The following is a 15,599-nucleotide window of genomic DNA, read 5'->3' on the forward strand; positions in this document are numbered from 1 at the left end:
TTTATTCGAAAGGAAAAACTATGGATATTATTCTACTTGAGCGCATCCCTCGCCTTGGTCAAATGGGGGATATTGTCTCAGTTAAAGATGGTTATGCACGTAACTTTCTCTTGCCTCAAGGCAAAGCTTTACGTGCTAATGACGCTAATAAAAAACATTTTGAAAAACAGCGTGCGCAGCTTAAAGCGCGTAATCTTGAACGAAAAAGCGAAGCACAAAAAATTGCTGAAAAACTTGATGGTAAATCTTTTATTGTCGTTCGTTCAGCCGGAGAAACAGGACAACTTTACGGATCTGTATCTACACGTGATATTTCTGAAATCATAACAAGTGCAGGCTTTTCTATTGGACGCAATCAGATTGAACTTAATCATCCAATAAAAACGATCGGCCTCTATCTCATCACTCTTAGTCTACACCCTGAAGTTCAAATTTCTGTGGTTATTAACGTTGCACGTTCGGCCAGTGAAGCACAACGCCAAGCAGAAGGTGAAACGCTTACCTCAGCTGAAGCAATCTATGATATTCAGGAAAAGCCATTAGCAGAAAATCAAGAAGAAATGAATGATAACGATGCAAACAGCATCAACGAACAAGCTTAATTGCCATTTTTCTCTGTCGTGCATTTTTTATTTTTTGCCGTTTAATATGATGCCATAAAATACTCAGCTTTTGAAGCTGAGTATTTTATTATAACCACAACCTAAACATTGAATTCTTATGGAAGAATCAGCCTTTGATGTATTGTGTGAAAGCATCAAAAGACCCAAAAAACTATCAATAAAGTGGTGGGGAATATCTCATATGTTGTTTCACCAAAACAAAAGCCGTTTGAGATCGCATCTCAAAAAGATGAATCTTATACGAAGAGTAAATTTCTTATACCTTCATATCATTCAAAATAATTCTGATCAGGACGAAAAGTAATCTTACTAACACCGATATTAAAATTTTTAGACCAGCTTACGTCAAAATTACTCGCAACACAATGTACCACTTTTTGAGAACACTGAAAATGCAACCTTGAAAATTACATACTTTCTAAAATTTTTATATTATAAAAAATAAAGGAATACGTTCCATACAAGTTATACATATACACGGATTGATAAGTAAGCGATTGAAATGTACTTTTAAAAATTGAAAGTGTGATTTTAACCTAAAACAAAGATTTTTAATCATATTCTTTTAATGTACAACATTCAACTTATTGTCTAAGGTAACTAAACACAAAACTTTAGTGGAAAAAATCGTTATGGAAGAAACAAGCGTTGTCAATTTTAGCTCTTCACAAAAAGAAGATATTCCTTCCTTTAGACAACTCCCACATAATATTGAAGCTGAACAAGCATTGCTTGGAGCACTTCTTATTAACAATGATGCGCTCGATTGCGTTTCGGATTTTCTAAAACCAGAACATTTTTTTGAACCCTTGCATCAAAAAATCTACGACGTTTTGTCTCGCCTTATCGAAAAAGGAAAACTTGCAAATCCGGTTATCATCAAGCCCTTTATTCCAGCTGAAGAAAAAATTGGAGATATTACCGTATTCAATTATGTTATTCGATTAGCCAAAGAAGCAGTGACAATCATTAATGCTAAAGATTATGGACAAGTCATCTATGATTTTTTTATCCGACGGTCCTTGATTAATCTTGGTAACCAAGTTGTCAATACAGCCTTTGATGCTCCTATCGAGGTTACACCAGCGCAACAAATTGAAACTGTTGAACAGAAGTTGTTTGAACTGGCAGAAAAGGGGAAATATGGAAAGGGATTTGAAAATTTCGATGAAGCCATCAAAAAAGCTGTTGATATGGCAACTGCTGCCAAAAAGCGCTCTTCACGCTTATCAGGGATAGCTACTCACATTAAAACACTTGATGAAAAAATGGGGGGACTACAACCCTCTGACTTAATTATCCTCGCTGGGCGTCCTGGTATGGGGAAAACCTCGCTTGCTACCAATATAGCCTTTAATATCGCCAATGCTTGCAAGCGTGATGCAAAAATAAAGGATTCATCGTCCGAACATGAAGGAGGCATTGTTGGATTCTTTTCGCTTGAAATGTCGTCAGAACAGCTTGCAACGCGTATTATTTCTGAACAAATAGAACTTTCTTCTTCTGATATCCGGCGTGGAAATATTTCAGACGAGCAATTTTTAAAAATCATCCGTGCAATGAATGGCCTACAAAAAGCGCCACTCTACATTGATCAAACTGGTGGGATATCAATCGCGCAATTAGCAGCACGTGCACGGCGTCTCAAGCGACAACATGGTTTGGATGTTTTGATTATTGACTATATCCAATTAATGACAAGCAATTCAAAGCGCTCATCTGAAAATCGTGTTCAGGAAATTACAGAAATCACTATGGGACTCAAAGCTTTAGCGAAAGAATTGAATATTCCAATTATCGCTCTTTCACAACTTTCACGTCAAGTTGAGAACCGAACAGATAAACGTCCACAACTCTCAGATTTACGAGAATCTGGTTCCATTGAGCAAGATGCTGACATCGTTCTTTTTGTATATCGTGAAGAGTATTATTTCAAAAATGAACAACCTAAAGAAGGCACTCCTGAACATATGAAGTGGCAAGATGAAATGGATAAAATTATGGGGAAAGCTGAAATTATTATAGCAAAGCAACGGCATGGACCGACAGGGACTATTCATCTTGCCTTCCAATCTGACTTCACACGCTTTAGCGATCTGGCAGACAGTCAGTATCTTCCAGAACAATATGGTTAAGTTATCATGGCACGTATCCGTGTTCAATTTGTCTGCCAAAATTGTGGTACTATTCATTCACGTTGGATGGGGAAATGTAATTCCTGTGGAGAATGGAATTCTCTTATCGAAGAAAATACGACTAGTGGTATCGGCACTGGTCCTATACAAAATGCCCGTAGGGGGCGTATTGTCGCTCTTACGTCTCTTTCTGGAAATCTTGAAGATGCTCCACGTATCCATTCTGGCATTGCGGAGCTTGATCGTGTCACCGGCGGAGGCTTTGTGCGTGGATCAGCACTACTTGTTGGTGGCGATCCAGGTATTGGAAAATCAACATTGCTGACACAAACAGCAGCCGCCTTATCGCGCAAAGGGCACCACGTCATCTATGTTTCAGGTGAAGAAGCTATTGCACAAATCTGCCTCCGTGCACAAAGGCTTAGGACTGCGAATACAGAGGTTAAACTCGCTGCTGAAACCAATGTTGAAGATATTCTTGCAACCTTAAGCGAACATAAAAACCTTGATATGGTTATTATCGATTCTATTCAGACCCTATGGTCAGATGCAGCAGATTCAGCGCCGGGCACTGTCACACAAGTGCGCATCAGTGTGCAAGCAATGATCCGTTTTGCTAAAAAAACGGGAGCAGCTGTTGTTCTTGTCGGCCATGTTACAAAAGAGGGACAAATGGCCGGTCCTCGGGTTGTCGAACACATGGTTGATGGTGTTTTCTATTTTGAGGGTGAAGGGACCCACCATTATCGAATCCTTAGATCTGTAAAAAATCGCTTCGGACCAACTGATGAAATTGGTGTTTTCGAAATGTCTGATAAAGGATTACGGGAAGTGATCAATCCATCTGAACTTTTTTTGGGTGAACGGAATGAAAAAACACCAGGAGCTGCTGTTTTTGCAGGAATGGAAGGAACCCGCCCGATATTAGTAGAAATTCAAGCACTTGTTGCTCTCTCTTCGCTTGGGACACCACGACGTGCCGTTGTTGGATGGGATAGTAATCGCCTTTCAATGATTCTCGCTGTCTTAGAAGCCCATTGTGGTGTTCGCTTTGGACAACATGATGTCTATCTTAATGTTGCAGGCGGCTATCGCATTTCAGAACCAGCAGCTGATTTAGCTGTTGCAGCAGCTTTGGTATCCTCTCTCACGAACATTCCTCTCCCAATTGATCATGTATATTTTGGTGAAATAAGTCTTTCAGGGGCTATCCGTGCTGTTGCTCATTCAGGACAGCGCATCAATGAAGCCCAAAAACTTGGCTTTCAAGGATCTGTTCAACCCACCACAACAACTAAAATGATAAAATCCTCAACCTTTCAACAAAAAACATTCTCAAACCTTCCTGAGTTAGTTGCTGCTATTGCCGCAGGTAAAAAACGACCTGTGCCACATCTATGATAATACAGAAAAAACTCTATAAAATGGAAAAGACCCTTGCTATAAGAATAAAAAATGGCATAACCAGAAACGCACTTGTATGCTATTTAAACAGAACGGAATTTTATATATAAGGAATAAACAAATGATCATAACAGTTCTTGATGGAATTGTCGTAGCAGTCATCCTGTTTTCTGCCTTTCTTGCTATGCTCCGAGGATTTTCACGTGAAGTATTGTCGTTGATTTCTTGGGCAATTGCAACTGTTGCCACACTGTTTTCATTTAAACCCATATTGCCTTTCTTTGAGCAATATATCTCTAACAAAATGGTTGCATTAATCGCCACATTGATTGTGATTTTTATTATTTTTCTGATTACTACTTCCATCATTACTGTGAAAATATCTGATTTTATTATTGATAGTCGAATTGGTATAGTTGACCGTACTATCGGTTTTATCTTTGGAGCACTGCGTGGCTTATTAATCACGGTCATTAGCATGTTACTCATTAATGCGCTTATTAAACCTGAACAACAATCTGACTGGCTAAAAAATGCAAAAACTAGGCCTTTCCTCAATTCACTAAGCCAAAAAGTTTGGGACATATTGCCTAAAAATCTCGACATTGTCCTCGAAAAGGCAGAACAGTTCTTTAAAAGAGATGATGCAATAACAAATGATAAGCATTCTCATGAAAATATATCCCGATAAAACGGAAAATAGTTTGTCATTAAGGAAAAGATTCAGATAATATTAGCGTATGATCCTAACCATTTCTCACATCATGACCGAAAGAATACAATGACAAAAATGGACATTCCCTTTCAAGAATTTTCATTGGATGGCGATACTCTTCATGAAGAATGTGGAGTTTTTGGTATTCTAGGCCATGAAGATGCCGCGACTTTAACAGCTCTTGGGCTCCATGCACTTCAGCATCGTGGGCAAGAAGCAGCTGGAATTGTTTCCTATCATAACAAAATGTTTCATCAAGAAAAGCATCTAGGTCTTGTTGGAGATCACTATACAAACCCCGCAACACTTGCGCGTTTACCAGGAAATCGCGCTATTGGACATACCCGTTATTCAACAACTGGAGAAACAGTATTACGCAATGTGCAACCTCTTTTTGCTGAATTAAAAGCTGGAGGTATTGCTATTGCCCATAATGGCAATCTTACCAACGGTCTTACATTACGCCGGGAACTCATTGCGTCCGGCGCTATTTGCCAATCAACATCAGATTCAGAAGTTTTTCTTCATCTGATTGCTCGTTCACGTTATGAATCATCATCTGATCGCTTTGTTGATGCTATTCGGCAAGTCCAAGGTGGATATGCTATGTTAGCGCTAACACGCACCAAGCTCATTGCCGCACGCGATCCAACAGGTATTCGACCTTTGGTGATAGGTGAACTTGATGGTAAACCAATTTTTTGTTCCGAAACCTGTGCACTTGATATTATTGGAGCAAAATATGTTCGTGACGTCAAAAATGGAGAAATCATCATATGTGAGATACAAAAAAATGGGGAAATCACTAAAAAAATTATAAAACCAGAGAGTGAGAAACCAGAAAAACTGTGCCTTTTTGAATATGTCTATTTTGCGCGCCCTGATTCAATCGTTGGAGGTCGGAATGTTTACATGACACGTAAAAATATGGGGACCTATTTAGCACAAGAAGCACCCTGTGAGGGTGATGTTGTGGTTCCCGTTCCTGATGGAGGAACACCTGCCGCAATTGGCTATGCACAAGAAATTGGAATCCCCTTTGAACTTGGTATCATTCGTAATCATTACGTTGGACGCACTTTTATCGAACCAACACAGCAAATTCGTGCTTTTGGCGTTAAATTGAAGCACTCTGCAAACCGTCCTGTCATCGAAGGAAAACGCGTTATTCTGGTTGATGACTCCATTGTACGTGGAACAACATCCGTCAAAATTGTGCGAATGCTCCGGGATGCAGGAGCAAAAGAAGTTCACATGCGCATTTCTAGCCCTATGATTTTCTATCCAGATTTTTATGGCATTGATACACCTAACATTGAAAGCCTTTTGGCTAATCAATATCCAGATTTAAAATCCATGTGCAATTTTGTTGGAGCTGACTCATTAGAATTTCTTTCAACAGATGGTCTATACCTTGCTGTGGCCGGCGAAAAACGAAATAACGCTGATCCACAATTTACTGACCATTATTTTACCGGACATTATCCTACACATCTGGTTGATCAAGAAAGTATCCCCCAAATTCATCAACTCTCTGTCCTAAAAACAAGAGATTAATTGATGACAAAGGTTGATTTTAGTCTTTTTGGTCGTGTTGCACTTGTTATCGGTGCTTCAAGAGGAATTGGCTATCATTTAGCATTAGAGCTCGCAGCGCGCGATGCTCATATTATTGCCCTTGCACGAACGATGAGTGGACTCACTGAACTTGACAACAAAATCCGAGAAAAAGGTGCGTCTGCAACACTCATTCCACTCGACTTATATCATATGGAAAACATTGATGCTCTTAGTGTTTCAATTGCTAAGCGTTGGGAAAAACTTGATATTATGGTTGCAAATGCAGCAATCCTTGGAACGCTTTCACCAATAGCTCATATAGAAAACAGAGTATTTGAAGATGTTTTTCAAATAAATCTCATAAGCCAATGGCGTTTAATAAAAGCCATTGATCCCTTATTGCGTAAATCTGATGCTGGACGAGCGATTCTTTTATCCTCAAGCGTTGCCCATGTTGCGCGTGCTTTCTGGGGAGCTTACGCCGCCTCTAAAGCTGCTTTAGAAATGATTGCTCGCTGTTGGGCAGAAGAACTAAAGCAAACCCCTATAAAGATTAATTGTGTTGACCCCGGTGCAACACGCACTGCCATGCGTGCACAAGCTATGCCTGATGAAGATCCTCAAACTCTTCCGTCAGCACAAGAAGTTGCAGAAAAGATAGTCCATTTATTATCACCTGATTTAAAGGAGACAGGCAAGCTCTTTAATGTGCGTAAAAATCGGTTTATGGATTATCATGTGCCTGATTGATCATAAACATAAAAATGATCAGCCTGAATAAATTGCTTTCTACTTTGTTTTCCAAAAACAAAGTATCAAGCTCTACGATTTTGAGATAATTTTAACATTGATCTTTTTTTCTTCCAAAGCAGCCCGTTTATTATAAGCCACAAAACTACAGGGGAGAAAAATCATATAACCAACAGCTGTGATCAATAAAGTGTGCCATGTGTAAGTTGCCAAAAAACCTACATAAATAACAATGCCCAGCATGCACGGTACAACGAGATCACGCCTCAAATTCTGATCAATTGTTTTTGCATTCCAGACTGGTAAACGACTGACCAAAAGAAAAGCAATAATCACAGTATAAAGGCTAAAAAATAATGCCCAGCTCCAACTTGGGACCAAACCAAGAGCTCCTAAATACATAGGCAATAAAAGCAATAACGCTCCTGCTGGTGCAGGAACACCAATAAAATAACTGCCCTGCCATTTTGGTATATCTACGTTATCCAACATCACATTAAAACGCGCTAAACGCAAACAACAAGCAACACAATAGACAAGTGCTGCGATCCAACCAACTTGGTACGCTTGATTTAAAACAAAGGAATAAACAATAAGCGCAGGAGCAACACCAAAATTAACAACATCAGCAAGAGAATCCATCTGCGCCCCAAAAGATGAACTCCCATCCATCAAACGGGCAACGCGGCCATCAGCCCCATCTAGGGTTGCTGCTAAAAGCACCATTAAAATAGCAGCCTCATAGCGATGCTCAAAAGCCAAACGAATACTGCTCATCCCTGCGCAAATCGCCAAAATAGTAATGATATTGGGAACGATATAACGCATTGGTGTAGGCGACCGCCACCGATTTGCAACATCATCATGCTGCCCTTCAGGATTAAATGAAGAAAATAGTGAAAAATTTTTCATTGTTTTCCCTAATCGAATCTGAAGTCAATTGTAGCACTACTCTTATCGTCAAAAGAACCTAAAACTGTTTCTCCCGCAATTGCTGTCTGACCAACCGCAACACGTAATTTCACTTCAGTTGGTATATAAATATCAAGACGAGAACCAAAACGAATCAACCCAAAGCGTTGTCCAATAATAACAGAATCATTTTCTTTTGACCAACAAACAATCCGACGAGCAATTGCTCCCGCTATCTGTACGACACCAATTTTACCATGTTTGCTGTCAATTACCATTCCATTTCGCTCATTAAACTGACTGGCCTTATCAAGCTCAGCATTGGCAAATTGACCTGGACGATACACAATAGATTCCACTTTACCACTTATAGGAATACGGTTGATATGGCATGAAAAAATATCCATAAATACGGAAATACGGATCATTTCTTCATTACCCAACCCTAACTCTTCAGGCGGAATACATGGTTCAACGAATGAGATACGCCCATCGGCAGGAGAGATAATCCAATTTGAATTCACAGGAATCACACGATTTGGATCGCGGAAGAAATATATACACCAAACCGTAAGAACAAGACCACACCAAAACAACGGACTCCATACCCAACCAAAAATGAGCGAAAGAACAAAAAACGCTATAATAAAAGGATAGCCCTCTTTATGGATCGGCGTAAAGCTATTATGGACAGATTGTAGAATACTCATATAATTTCCTATTTATAGATATGATCTAAACGACGTACTAAATCTTTTTGTTCTGCTCTCCCCTTTCTTCTCTATACTTAATCAATCACTCCATATAAAGTTAAAGATTATTTCACGCAGCTTATTTCTTACGATTAACAACACCCAACTCATCTTCTTCACACATTTTACGTAATTTTTCTTCTGTTTGCGATGCTTCAAGCTGCTTATTCCACATTGAAGCATAGAAACCTTTTTTACGCAAAAGCTCTGCATGCGTCCCATTTTCAATAATACGTCCATTTTTGAGAACTAAAATTTCATCTGCATTGATAACAGTAGAAAGACGGTGAGCAATTATCAATGTTGTACGCCCACGGCTTACAATGTCCAATGCTTGTTGAATTTCTTGTTCCGTCGCCGTATCAAGAGCCGCAGTTGCTTCATCGAGAATAAGAAGTGGGGGAGCTTTTAACAGTGTCCGTGCAATAGCCACACGCTGTTTTTCACCCCCTGATAGCTTAAGTCCACGTTCACCTACCATAGACTGAAAACCTTCCGGAAGCATCTCAATAAATTTCGATATCTGTGCCATTTCAGCAGCTTGGCGCATCTCTTCATTTGTCGCACCTGGACGTCCGTAGCAAATATTATATGCAATCGTATCATTAAATAACACTGTGTCCTGCGGTACCATACCGATAGCTTCACGCAAACTTTTTTGCGTCACATTACGGATGTCCTGTCCATCAATTGTGATAGATCCTGCATCAACATCGTAAAATCGAAAAAGTAATCGAGAAATGGTCGATTTACCAGCGCCTGATGGACCAACAATTGCAACTGTTTTACCTCCGGGAACTTCAAAATCAATATCTTTGAGAATCTGGCGAGTTGGATCATAGGAAAATTTTACCTGATTAAATCGAATGCTACCACCATTTACCACTAATGGTTTGGCATCTAATTTATCAACGATTTCCTGCTGAACATCTAAAAGATCAAACATAGCTTCAATATCGGTTAAGCCTTGTCGAACTTCGCGATAAACTGAACCAATAAAATTCAATGGAATGGAAAGCTGTATTAAAAGCGCATTAATAAAAACGAAGTCCCCTAAAGTCTGCGTTTCATGAAAAACTTCGTAAGCTGACATCAACATCAGGATCGTCATTCCAATACCAAAAATAAGAGCCTGACCAAAATTAAGCCAGCTTAACGATGTCCAAATCTTCGTCGCAGCTTTTTCATAACCTGCCATTGAAGAATCAAATCGATGAGCTTCCAGAGTTTCATTGCCAAAATATTTGACCGTTTCAAAATTTAAAAGAGAATCAATAGCTCGTGTATTGGCCTCAGTATCCGCTGTATTCATTTTTTGCCGAATACCAATGCGCCAATCACTCATTTTTAGCGTGAACCAGGTATATAAACCAACCATTACAACAACTATGAGAAAATAATACCACTCATAGCTTATGTAAAATACCAGTGCCGTCAACACAAATTCCAAAATCGTTGGTACTGTATTAAGAATTGAAAATCTAACGATAGATTCAATCCCCTTCGTACCACGCTCAATCACGCGAGAAAGCCCACCCGTTCGTCTTTCCAAATGAAATCGCAAAGACAATCCATGAATATGTACAAAGGTCTTATAAGCTAACTGACGAATAGCGTGCTGACCAACGGTTGCAAAAAGGGAATCCCGTAACTGGTTTAATGCAGCTTGAACAATACGTGCAATATTGTAGACTAAAACGAACATAATGGGAATAACCCAACTGGATGGGGCCCATGTAGGTAATTTAAAGCTCACATCAAGCGTATCCGTAGCATATTTAAAAAAATAAGGTACAGAGATGAGAATAAGCTTAGCCAAAACAAGATAAAATATCGCCCATACAACATGCATTTTCAGATCGCGCCGATCTGTCGGCCACATATAAGGCCATAAATTATAAAGTGTGTGCAGAATTTTACCGGTATCTGATGACACGGTTTTTATCATTTCATTCCGTTTCATAAATCCCTTACTTCTCTATCATCTACTCAACAGTTACTCTAACCCCTTTTCCCTGTTATCATTCACAGGTCATGTCTCTACATTTCCAGTAAGCTACACGTATTAATGTTTGAAGTTAGACCGTTTTTGAAAAAGGGACAAGAAATAATCTACCATGAAATTTATTATTTTGGTCTGTATTCTCATACCATTCTGCTGCAAATAAATCCTCAACCTTTACATGCCTTTTTCTCAATTCTGCTTGAAGCCATTTCTTTGATTTATCAATCTCTTTAAGACCATCATCAAGAATTTCGCCATTTTGTACTAAAATGGTAGATTTTTTACCCTCTTCCTTTTTAATAACAGTACAATCACCATTGGTTTCCAAACGAACAAAAGCGGCTTCATTTAAATTACAGCCCTTAACACGCAACATTGTAATCAAATCATTTACGTTGATGCCTAAGTTTTTAATCTGATCTATCTGAAATACACCATCTAAAACCAATGCGATACTTCGCCCTGCAATAAGACGGCGAAAAAAGATTGAATAGCGTGCTAAAAGATTAAGACATGCGATCAAGCTTTGCCAAATGAGTAAAACAAGCAACAATTGAATGCTGCTAACATTTGGATTATAAATAACGCCTCCAATGATACTTCCCATCACAAAATTGCTTACCAGATCAACCGGTGTCATTTGACTGAGACTACCACGACCCGTAGTTCTTAAAATCAAGAGAAAGGCTATAAGGCCTACAACCAATTTAAGTGCGACATATCCGTAATAAGATAAAAATTCCATCAAATTCTCCCTGTTTTTATGGGAGCTGCTGGAAGGATGAAAATTATAACCGCCTCATTTCCCACATAGTTATACGCTCACCAGTCTGTGGGTCTTTGCCGTCTTTTAAAATAACCCCCTTGGCTGCAAGCTCATCACGAATTGTATCCGCAGCTGCCCACTCTTTATTATGGATAAGTCGTAGTCTTTCGGCAATACGCTGATCAATAAATTTTGAATTAAGGGAAATTTTTCTCATAAACAATGGACATTCCACTTCTTGAACCCACTCTTGTCGCAGTAGCCCAAATAAATTCATCCCATTTGCAAGAGCGGTAGCATTCCCTGCCTTATAAAATTTTCGTAAAAGAGTAAGCGCTTTAGGAGTATTAAGATCATCACTTAATGCGTCTATCACAGAGTCATCAAGGGCTTCGTTATTCTCCATCTCCTCCCTTTCAAAGCAAAGCAATTCATACCAACGATACAGTTCACTACTGGATTGTACTAAACGCTGAGCGGTCCAATTTAACGGTTCACGATAATGCGTTTGTAACATCGAAAAACGCGCAGATAAACCAGCCCAGTTTTGCTTCATTTCATCTGTTAAAACACCATTGAACTCAAAAAAATCACTCTCTAAAATAGAACGAATAGTGATGAAATTGCCAAGACTTTTAGACATCTTCTTGCCTTCAACCTGCAAAAAACCGTTATGCATCCAAAGATTAGCCATTCGCTCAGTCCCAAAAGCTGAACAACTTTGTGCAATCTCATTTTCATGATGAGGAAAAATCAAATCAATACCACCACCATGGATATCAAAAACATTCGCTGTCGGATCATCACACGTTAAACCACCACCATAGGGAGCTAATAATTTTGCCATCGACATTGCAGAACATTCGATATGCCAACCCGGACGACCTAAAACAGGAATTCCTGCAGGCGATGCCCAACCTGGTTCCCCAACAGCAGAGGGCTTCCATAAAACAAAATCCATTTCCTCCCTCTTATAAGCTGCAACATCGACACGCGCCCCCGCTCTCATTTCATCTAAGGAGCGTTTTGCAAATGCCCCATAATGGGGATGATTTCTTATACTCCTTACAGAAAATAAGACATGATTTTGCACTTTATAAGCGTGCCCCTTTTCAAGTAATTTTTCAATCAAAGAGCGCATCTCCTCTAAATGATCGGTTGCGCGCGGTTGACTGGTTGGCAATAAACAACCAAGTGCCATTGTGTCTTGCTGAAATTGAGAATATGTACGGTCTGTCAATTGGCGAATAGCATCGTTAAGTGCTAGCTCTGGATGCTCGCAAGCTGCTCGTGCATTAATCTTATCATCCACATCTGTAATATTACGCACATATATAACATGCTCATTGCCATAGACATAACGCAATAAGCGAAATAAAACGTCAAAAACAATCACAGAGCGCGCGTTCCCTATGTGGGCATAATCGTAAATCGTCGGACCACAAACATAAAGACGTACTTTAGTAGCATCTATCGGTGTGAAATTTTCTTTTTTACGTGTAAGCGTATTATAAAATCGCAGCTTTCTCAATTCATTATACTCCGTTAGCGATATGACCCGCCGCTCTCTTTAAGTGAATCTTTACCAAAGATCATCGCGTTATATGGATTTAGATTAAAACTTCTTATCCTATGTAAATTCACATAACTGCTCCATTTTTACGCTCTATCCATCATCCATCACAAAAACAATCCCATTTTCATTTGATTGAGCAAAAGCACTTTCTTAATGTAGTAAAAACAAACGTAAATTTATGCAAAAAATAAAATCCATGCAGAAAATCTGAGTTTTTTAACTACACGAAGCTTCATGAAAATTTTCAATATTCCCATAACTGTTTCCTTACTGTCTCTCATGCCCTAGATTATTTTATAATATGTCCCGCTGTTGTTAATGATGTACAAACCATTTTTGTCACATCCTTCAATATATGCCCAATGACAAAGCGATTTTACCCGCAATTATTACTGTATAAAATTTATTAAAATGGAAAAATAAAATAATGCATAATACATTGATAAAAATCACTATTTTAATATTTTTTTTAACTTCAACACTAACTTTTGCGCAACAATTTTCACCTTATGATAAAAAATTGTACCGATTAGCAGAAATTTTGGGGTCCCTGCACTCTCTACAAAATCTTTGTAACACCCCGACAAACCAATGGTATGACTACATGACCACATTGATTGAGGCAGAAAAACCATCTCCACAAAGACGCGCTTATTTTTACGAAGCATTTAATGAAGCTTACCGTGCTTTTTCAGAAAATTACCATCATTGTACACAATCAGCACTTGAAGCAAATCAAAGATACATTAAAGAAGGAAGAGCCTTATCCGAAAGCCTTCTCATGCATCCCTAACAATTAACCTTATATAAAACCACTAAACCATTAATTTGTGCTATATTCATAACAATAATCTCAAAAACGAACAGGTTTGATAAGCCAAATCTGAATATAAATGATCGCTTCAGTTTCTAAAAAAAGAAATCCTCAAAATGCTTTTAGTTATGTATGATAAAATCATCATAAATACCTTTTGTACGCACAAAACATCCAGATCCCATCAATTTTAATCTAATCAAGCTAAAATTTCCGTAAATTTAACAGGCTCACCCTGTGAAGGTGTAACAATTTCACCTTCCCACATAACGCGCATACCACGGACAATAGTCCCGACAGGCCAACCTTTAACCTTTTTACCATCATAAGGTGTCCAACCCGCGCGCGAACCAATCAATGCATTTGTTATAATCTCTTCCCGTTTAAGATCAACAATGGTCAAGTCAGCATCATATCCAACAGCAAGACGCCCTTTACAACTTATGCCAAAAATGCGACTAGGACCATGCGAAGTGAGATCAACAAAACGTTCAAGAGATATCTTTCCTGCATTTACATGTGTTAACATAATTGCTGCTGTAGTTTGCACACCTGTCATCCCTGAAGGCGAAAAAGGATAAGCTTGAAACTTTTCTTCAAGCGTATGAGGCGCATGATCAGAACCCAAAACATCAACAATACCCTGCTGAACACCATACCAAAGAGATTCACGATGACGACTCTCACGGATAGGAGGATTCATCTGAATCAATGTGCCAAATTTCTGATAATCATCAGCAGTTAAAGTCAAATGATGTTGAGTAACTTCAATCGTTGCTAGATCCTTATGATTTTTTAGAAAATTAATTTCCTCTGCTGTAGAAAGATGTAACACATGGATACAGGACTTTGTTTCATGCGCAATTTTAACCAAACGTTGTGTACATTTTAATGCCGTAACCTCATCACGCCAAACAGGATGTGATGATACATCCCCTTCAATACGCAACATTTTACGCTCTCTAAGCCTTGCCTCATCTTCAGAATGAAAAGCTGCACGACGGCGTGTATTCTTTAAAATAAGACGCACACTTTCATCATCATCCACCAAAAGATCACCTGTAGAAGAGCCCATGAATACTTTAATTCCAGCAGCACCAGGAAGTCTTTCTAACTCAGCCAATTCATGTGCGTTTTCACGGGTTCCTCCAACCCAAAATGCAAAATCACAATGCATCCGATGAAATCCGCGTTTAACTTTATCGGTCAATGCTTCTTCCGATGTAGTTAATGGATTGGTATTAGGCATTTCAAAAACTGTGGTAACCCCTCCTAAAACCGCAGAACGAGAACCACTTTCCAAATCCTCCTTATGTTCATTGCCTGGCTCGCGAAAATGAACTTGACTATCGATAATACCAGGCAAAATATGAAGCCCTGTACAATCAATCACCTCACCAGCAGACGCACATGTAAGATCGCCAATTTCAGCAATACGGCCACTCGTGATACCAACATCACGCTTGTTGCTTCCATCATGATTCACAAGTGTTGCACCTTTTAAAATTGTATCAAATGTTTTAAACATAGCCGTACTCCTAAATATCCTCTCGTTTATCGATTATGTAACTTTGAGCAGAAAGGCAA

The 15,599-nt window shown here is 39.0% G+C and carries 13 protein-coding genes; 7 read left to right on the plus strand and 6 right to left on the minus strand.

What is annotated here, in order from left to right:
* Positions 1-20: 20 nt before the first annotated feature.
* From rplI to MF1_RS04060, 6 genes are all read left to right on the plus strand, one after another.
* Positions 21-602 (plus strand): 50S ribosomal protein L9, encoded by a 582-nt coding sequence (gene rplI, locus MF1_RS04035; protein WP_011179235.1) that lies wholly within the window; start codon positions 21-23, stop codon positions 600-602.
* A gap of 653 nt (positions 603-1,255) precedes the next feature.
* Complete coding sequence (locus tag MF1_RS04040; protein WP_042995350.1) at positions 1,256-2,758, plus strand: replicative DNA helicase; 1,503 nt, start codon at positions 1,256-1,258, stop codon at positions 2,756-2,758.
* Between the two features lie 6 nt (positions 2,759-2,764).
* Positions 2,765-4,159 (plus strand): DNA repair protein RadA, encoded by a 1,395-nt coding sequence (gene radA / locus MF1_RS04045; protein WP_011179233.1) that lies wholly within the window; start codon positions 2,765-2,767, stop codon positions 4,157-4,159.
* 124 nt (positions 4,160-4,283) lie between these two features.
* On the plus strand, positions 4,284-4,853 hold the full coding sequence (locus MF1_RS04050) for a CvpA family protein (RefSeq protein WP_161510519.1): 570 nt from the start codon (positions 4,284-4,286) through the stop codon (positions 4,851-4,853).
* A 90-nt stretch (positions 4,854-4,943) separates the two neighbouring features.
* The gene (purF, locus tag MF1_RS04055) at positions 4,944-6,434 is read left to right on the plus strand and encodes an amidophosphoribosyltransferase (protein WP_014923937.1); all 1,491 of its coding nucleotides are present in this window, start codon (positions 4,944-4,946) and stop codon (positions 6,432-6,434) included.
* Positions 6,435-6,437: 3 nt separating this feature from the next.
* Positions 6,438-7,187, plus strand: coding sequence for an SDR family NAD(P)-dependent oxidoreductase (locus MF1_RS04060; RefSeq protein WP_161510520.1), 750 nt, complete (start codon positions 6,438-6,440; stop codon positions 7,185-7,187).
* Between the two features lie 72 nt (positions 7,188-7,259).
* Here the strand turns inward: MF1_RS04060 and pssA are convergent, their stop codons facing one another.
* The 5 genes from pssA to cysS form a co-directional block, all read right to left on the minus strand.
* Positions 7,260-8,099, minus strand: coding sequence for a CDP-diacylglycerol--serine O-phosphatidyltransferase (pssA, locus tag MF1_RS04065; RefSeq protein ID WP_011179229.1), 840 nt, complete (start codon positions 8,097-8,099; stop codon positions 7,260-7,262).
* Positions 8,100-8,107: 8 nt separating this feature from the next.
* A complete protein-coding gene (locus MF1_RS04070; protein ID WP_014923936.1) occupies positions 8,108-8,809 on the minus strand; it encodes a phosphatidylserine decarboxylase in 702 nt (233 codons plus the stop codon).
* 121 nt (positions 8,810-8,930) lie between these two features.
* Positions 8,931-10,814 carry an ABCB family ABC transporter ATP-binding protein/permease gene (locus MF1_RS04075; protein WP_014923935.1) on the minus strand — a complete coding sequence of 628 codons (1,884 nt, stop codon included), beginning with the start codon at positions 10,812-10,814 and terminating at the stop codon, positions 8,931-8,933.
* Between the two features lie 115 nt (positions 10,815-10,929).
* The gene (locus tag MF1_RS04080; protein WP_014923934.1) at positions 10,930-11,601 is read right to left on the minus strand and encodes a DUF421 domain-containing protein; all 672 of its coding nucleotides are present in this window, start codon (positions 11,599-11,601) and stop codon (positions 10,930-10,932) included.
* A 43-nt stretch (positions 11,602-11,644) separates the two neighbouring features.
* Complete coding sequence (cysS, locus tag MF1_RS04085; RefSeq protein WP_042995347.1) at positions 11,645-13,153, minus strand: cysteine--tRNA ligase; 1,509 nt, start codon at positions 13,151-13,153, stop codon at positions 11,645-11,647.
* A gap of 472 nt (positions 13,154-13,625) precedes the next feature.
* Here cysS and MF1_RS04090 point away from each other — a divergent pair, with 472 nt between their 5' ends.
* Entirely contained in the window at positions 13,626-13,991 is a 366-nt protein-coding gene (locus MF1_RS04090) for a TIGR02301 family protein (RefSeq protein ID WP_014923932.1), read from the plus strand.
* Between the two features lie 220 nt (positions 13,992-14,211).
* Here the strand turns inward: MF1_RS04090 and MF1_RS04095 are convergent, their stop codons facing one another.
* A complete protein-coding gene (locus MF1_RS04095) occupies positions 14,212-15,540 on the minus strand; it encodes a dihydroorotase (protein WP_161510521.1) in 1,329 nt (442 codons plus the stop codon).
* Between the last annotated feature and the right edge of the window lie 59 nt (positions 15,541-15,599).

Source organism: Bartonella quintana, from assembly GCF_009936175.1.
GTDB classification, from domain to species: domain Bacteria; phylum Pseudomonadota; class Alphaproteobacteria; order Rhizobiales; family Rhizobiaceae; genus Bartonella; species Bartonella quintana.

Bases quoted from the DNA above. Each gene is read 5' to 3' on its own strand.
- rplI (WP_011179235.1), top strand. From the start codon at position 21: ATGGATATTATTCTACTTGAGCGCATCCCTCGCCTTGGTCAAATGGGG.
- MF1_RS04040 (WP_042995350.1), top strand. From the start codon at position 1,256: ATGGAAGAAACAAGCGTTGTCAATTTTAGCTCTTCACAAAAAGAAGAT.
- radA (WP_011179233.1), top strand. From the start codon at position 2,765: ATGGCACGTATCCGTGTTCAATTTGTCTGCCAAAATTGTGGTACTATT.
- MF1_RS04050 (WP_161510519.1), top strand. From the start codon at position 4,284: ATGATCATAACAGTTCTTGATGGAATTGTCGTAGCAGTCATCCTGTTT.
- purF (WP_014923937.1), top strand. From the start codon at position 4,944: ATGACAAAAATGGACATTCCCTTTCAAGAATTTTCATTGGATGGCGAT.
- MF1_RS04060 (WP_161510520.1), top strand. From the start codon at position 6,438: ATGACAAAGGTTGATTTTAGTCTTTTTGGTCGTGTTGCACTTGTTATC.
- pssA (WP_011179229.1), bottom strand. From the start codon at position 8,099: ATGAAAAATTTTTCACTATTTTCTTCATTTAATCCTGAAGGGCAGCAT.
- MF1_RS04070 (WP_014923936.1), bottom strand. From the start codon at position 8,809: ATGAGTATTCTACAATCTGTCCATAATAGCTTTACGCCGATCCATAAA.
- MF1_RS04075 (WP_014923935.1), bottom strand. From the start codon at position 10,814: ATGAAACGGAATGAAATGATAAAAACCGTGTCATCAGATACCGGTAAA.
- MF1_RS04080 (WP_014923934.1), bottom strand. From the start codon at position 11,601: ATGGAATTTTTATCTTATTACGGATATGTCGCACTTAAATTGGTTGTA.
- MF1_RS04090 (WP_014923932.1), top strand. From the start codon at position 13,626: ATGCATAATACATTGATAAAAATCACTATTTTAATATTTTTTTTAACT.
- MF1_RS04095 (WP_161510521.1), bottom strand. From the start codon at position 15,540: ATGTTTAAAACATTTGATACAATTTTAAAAGGTGCAACACTTGTGAAT.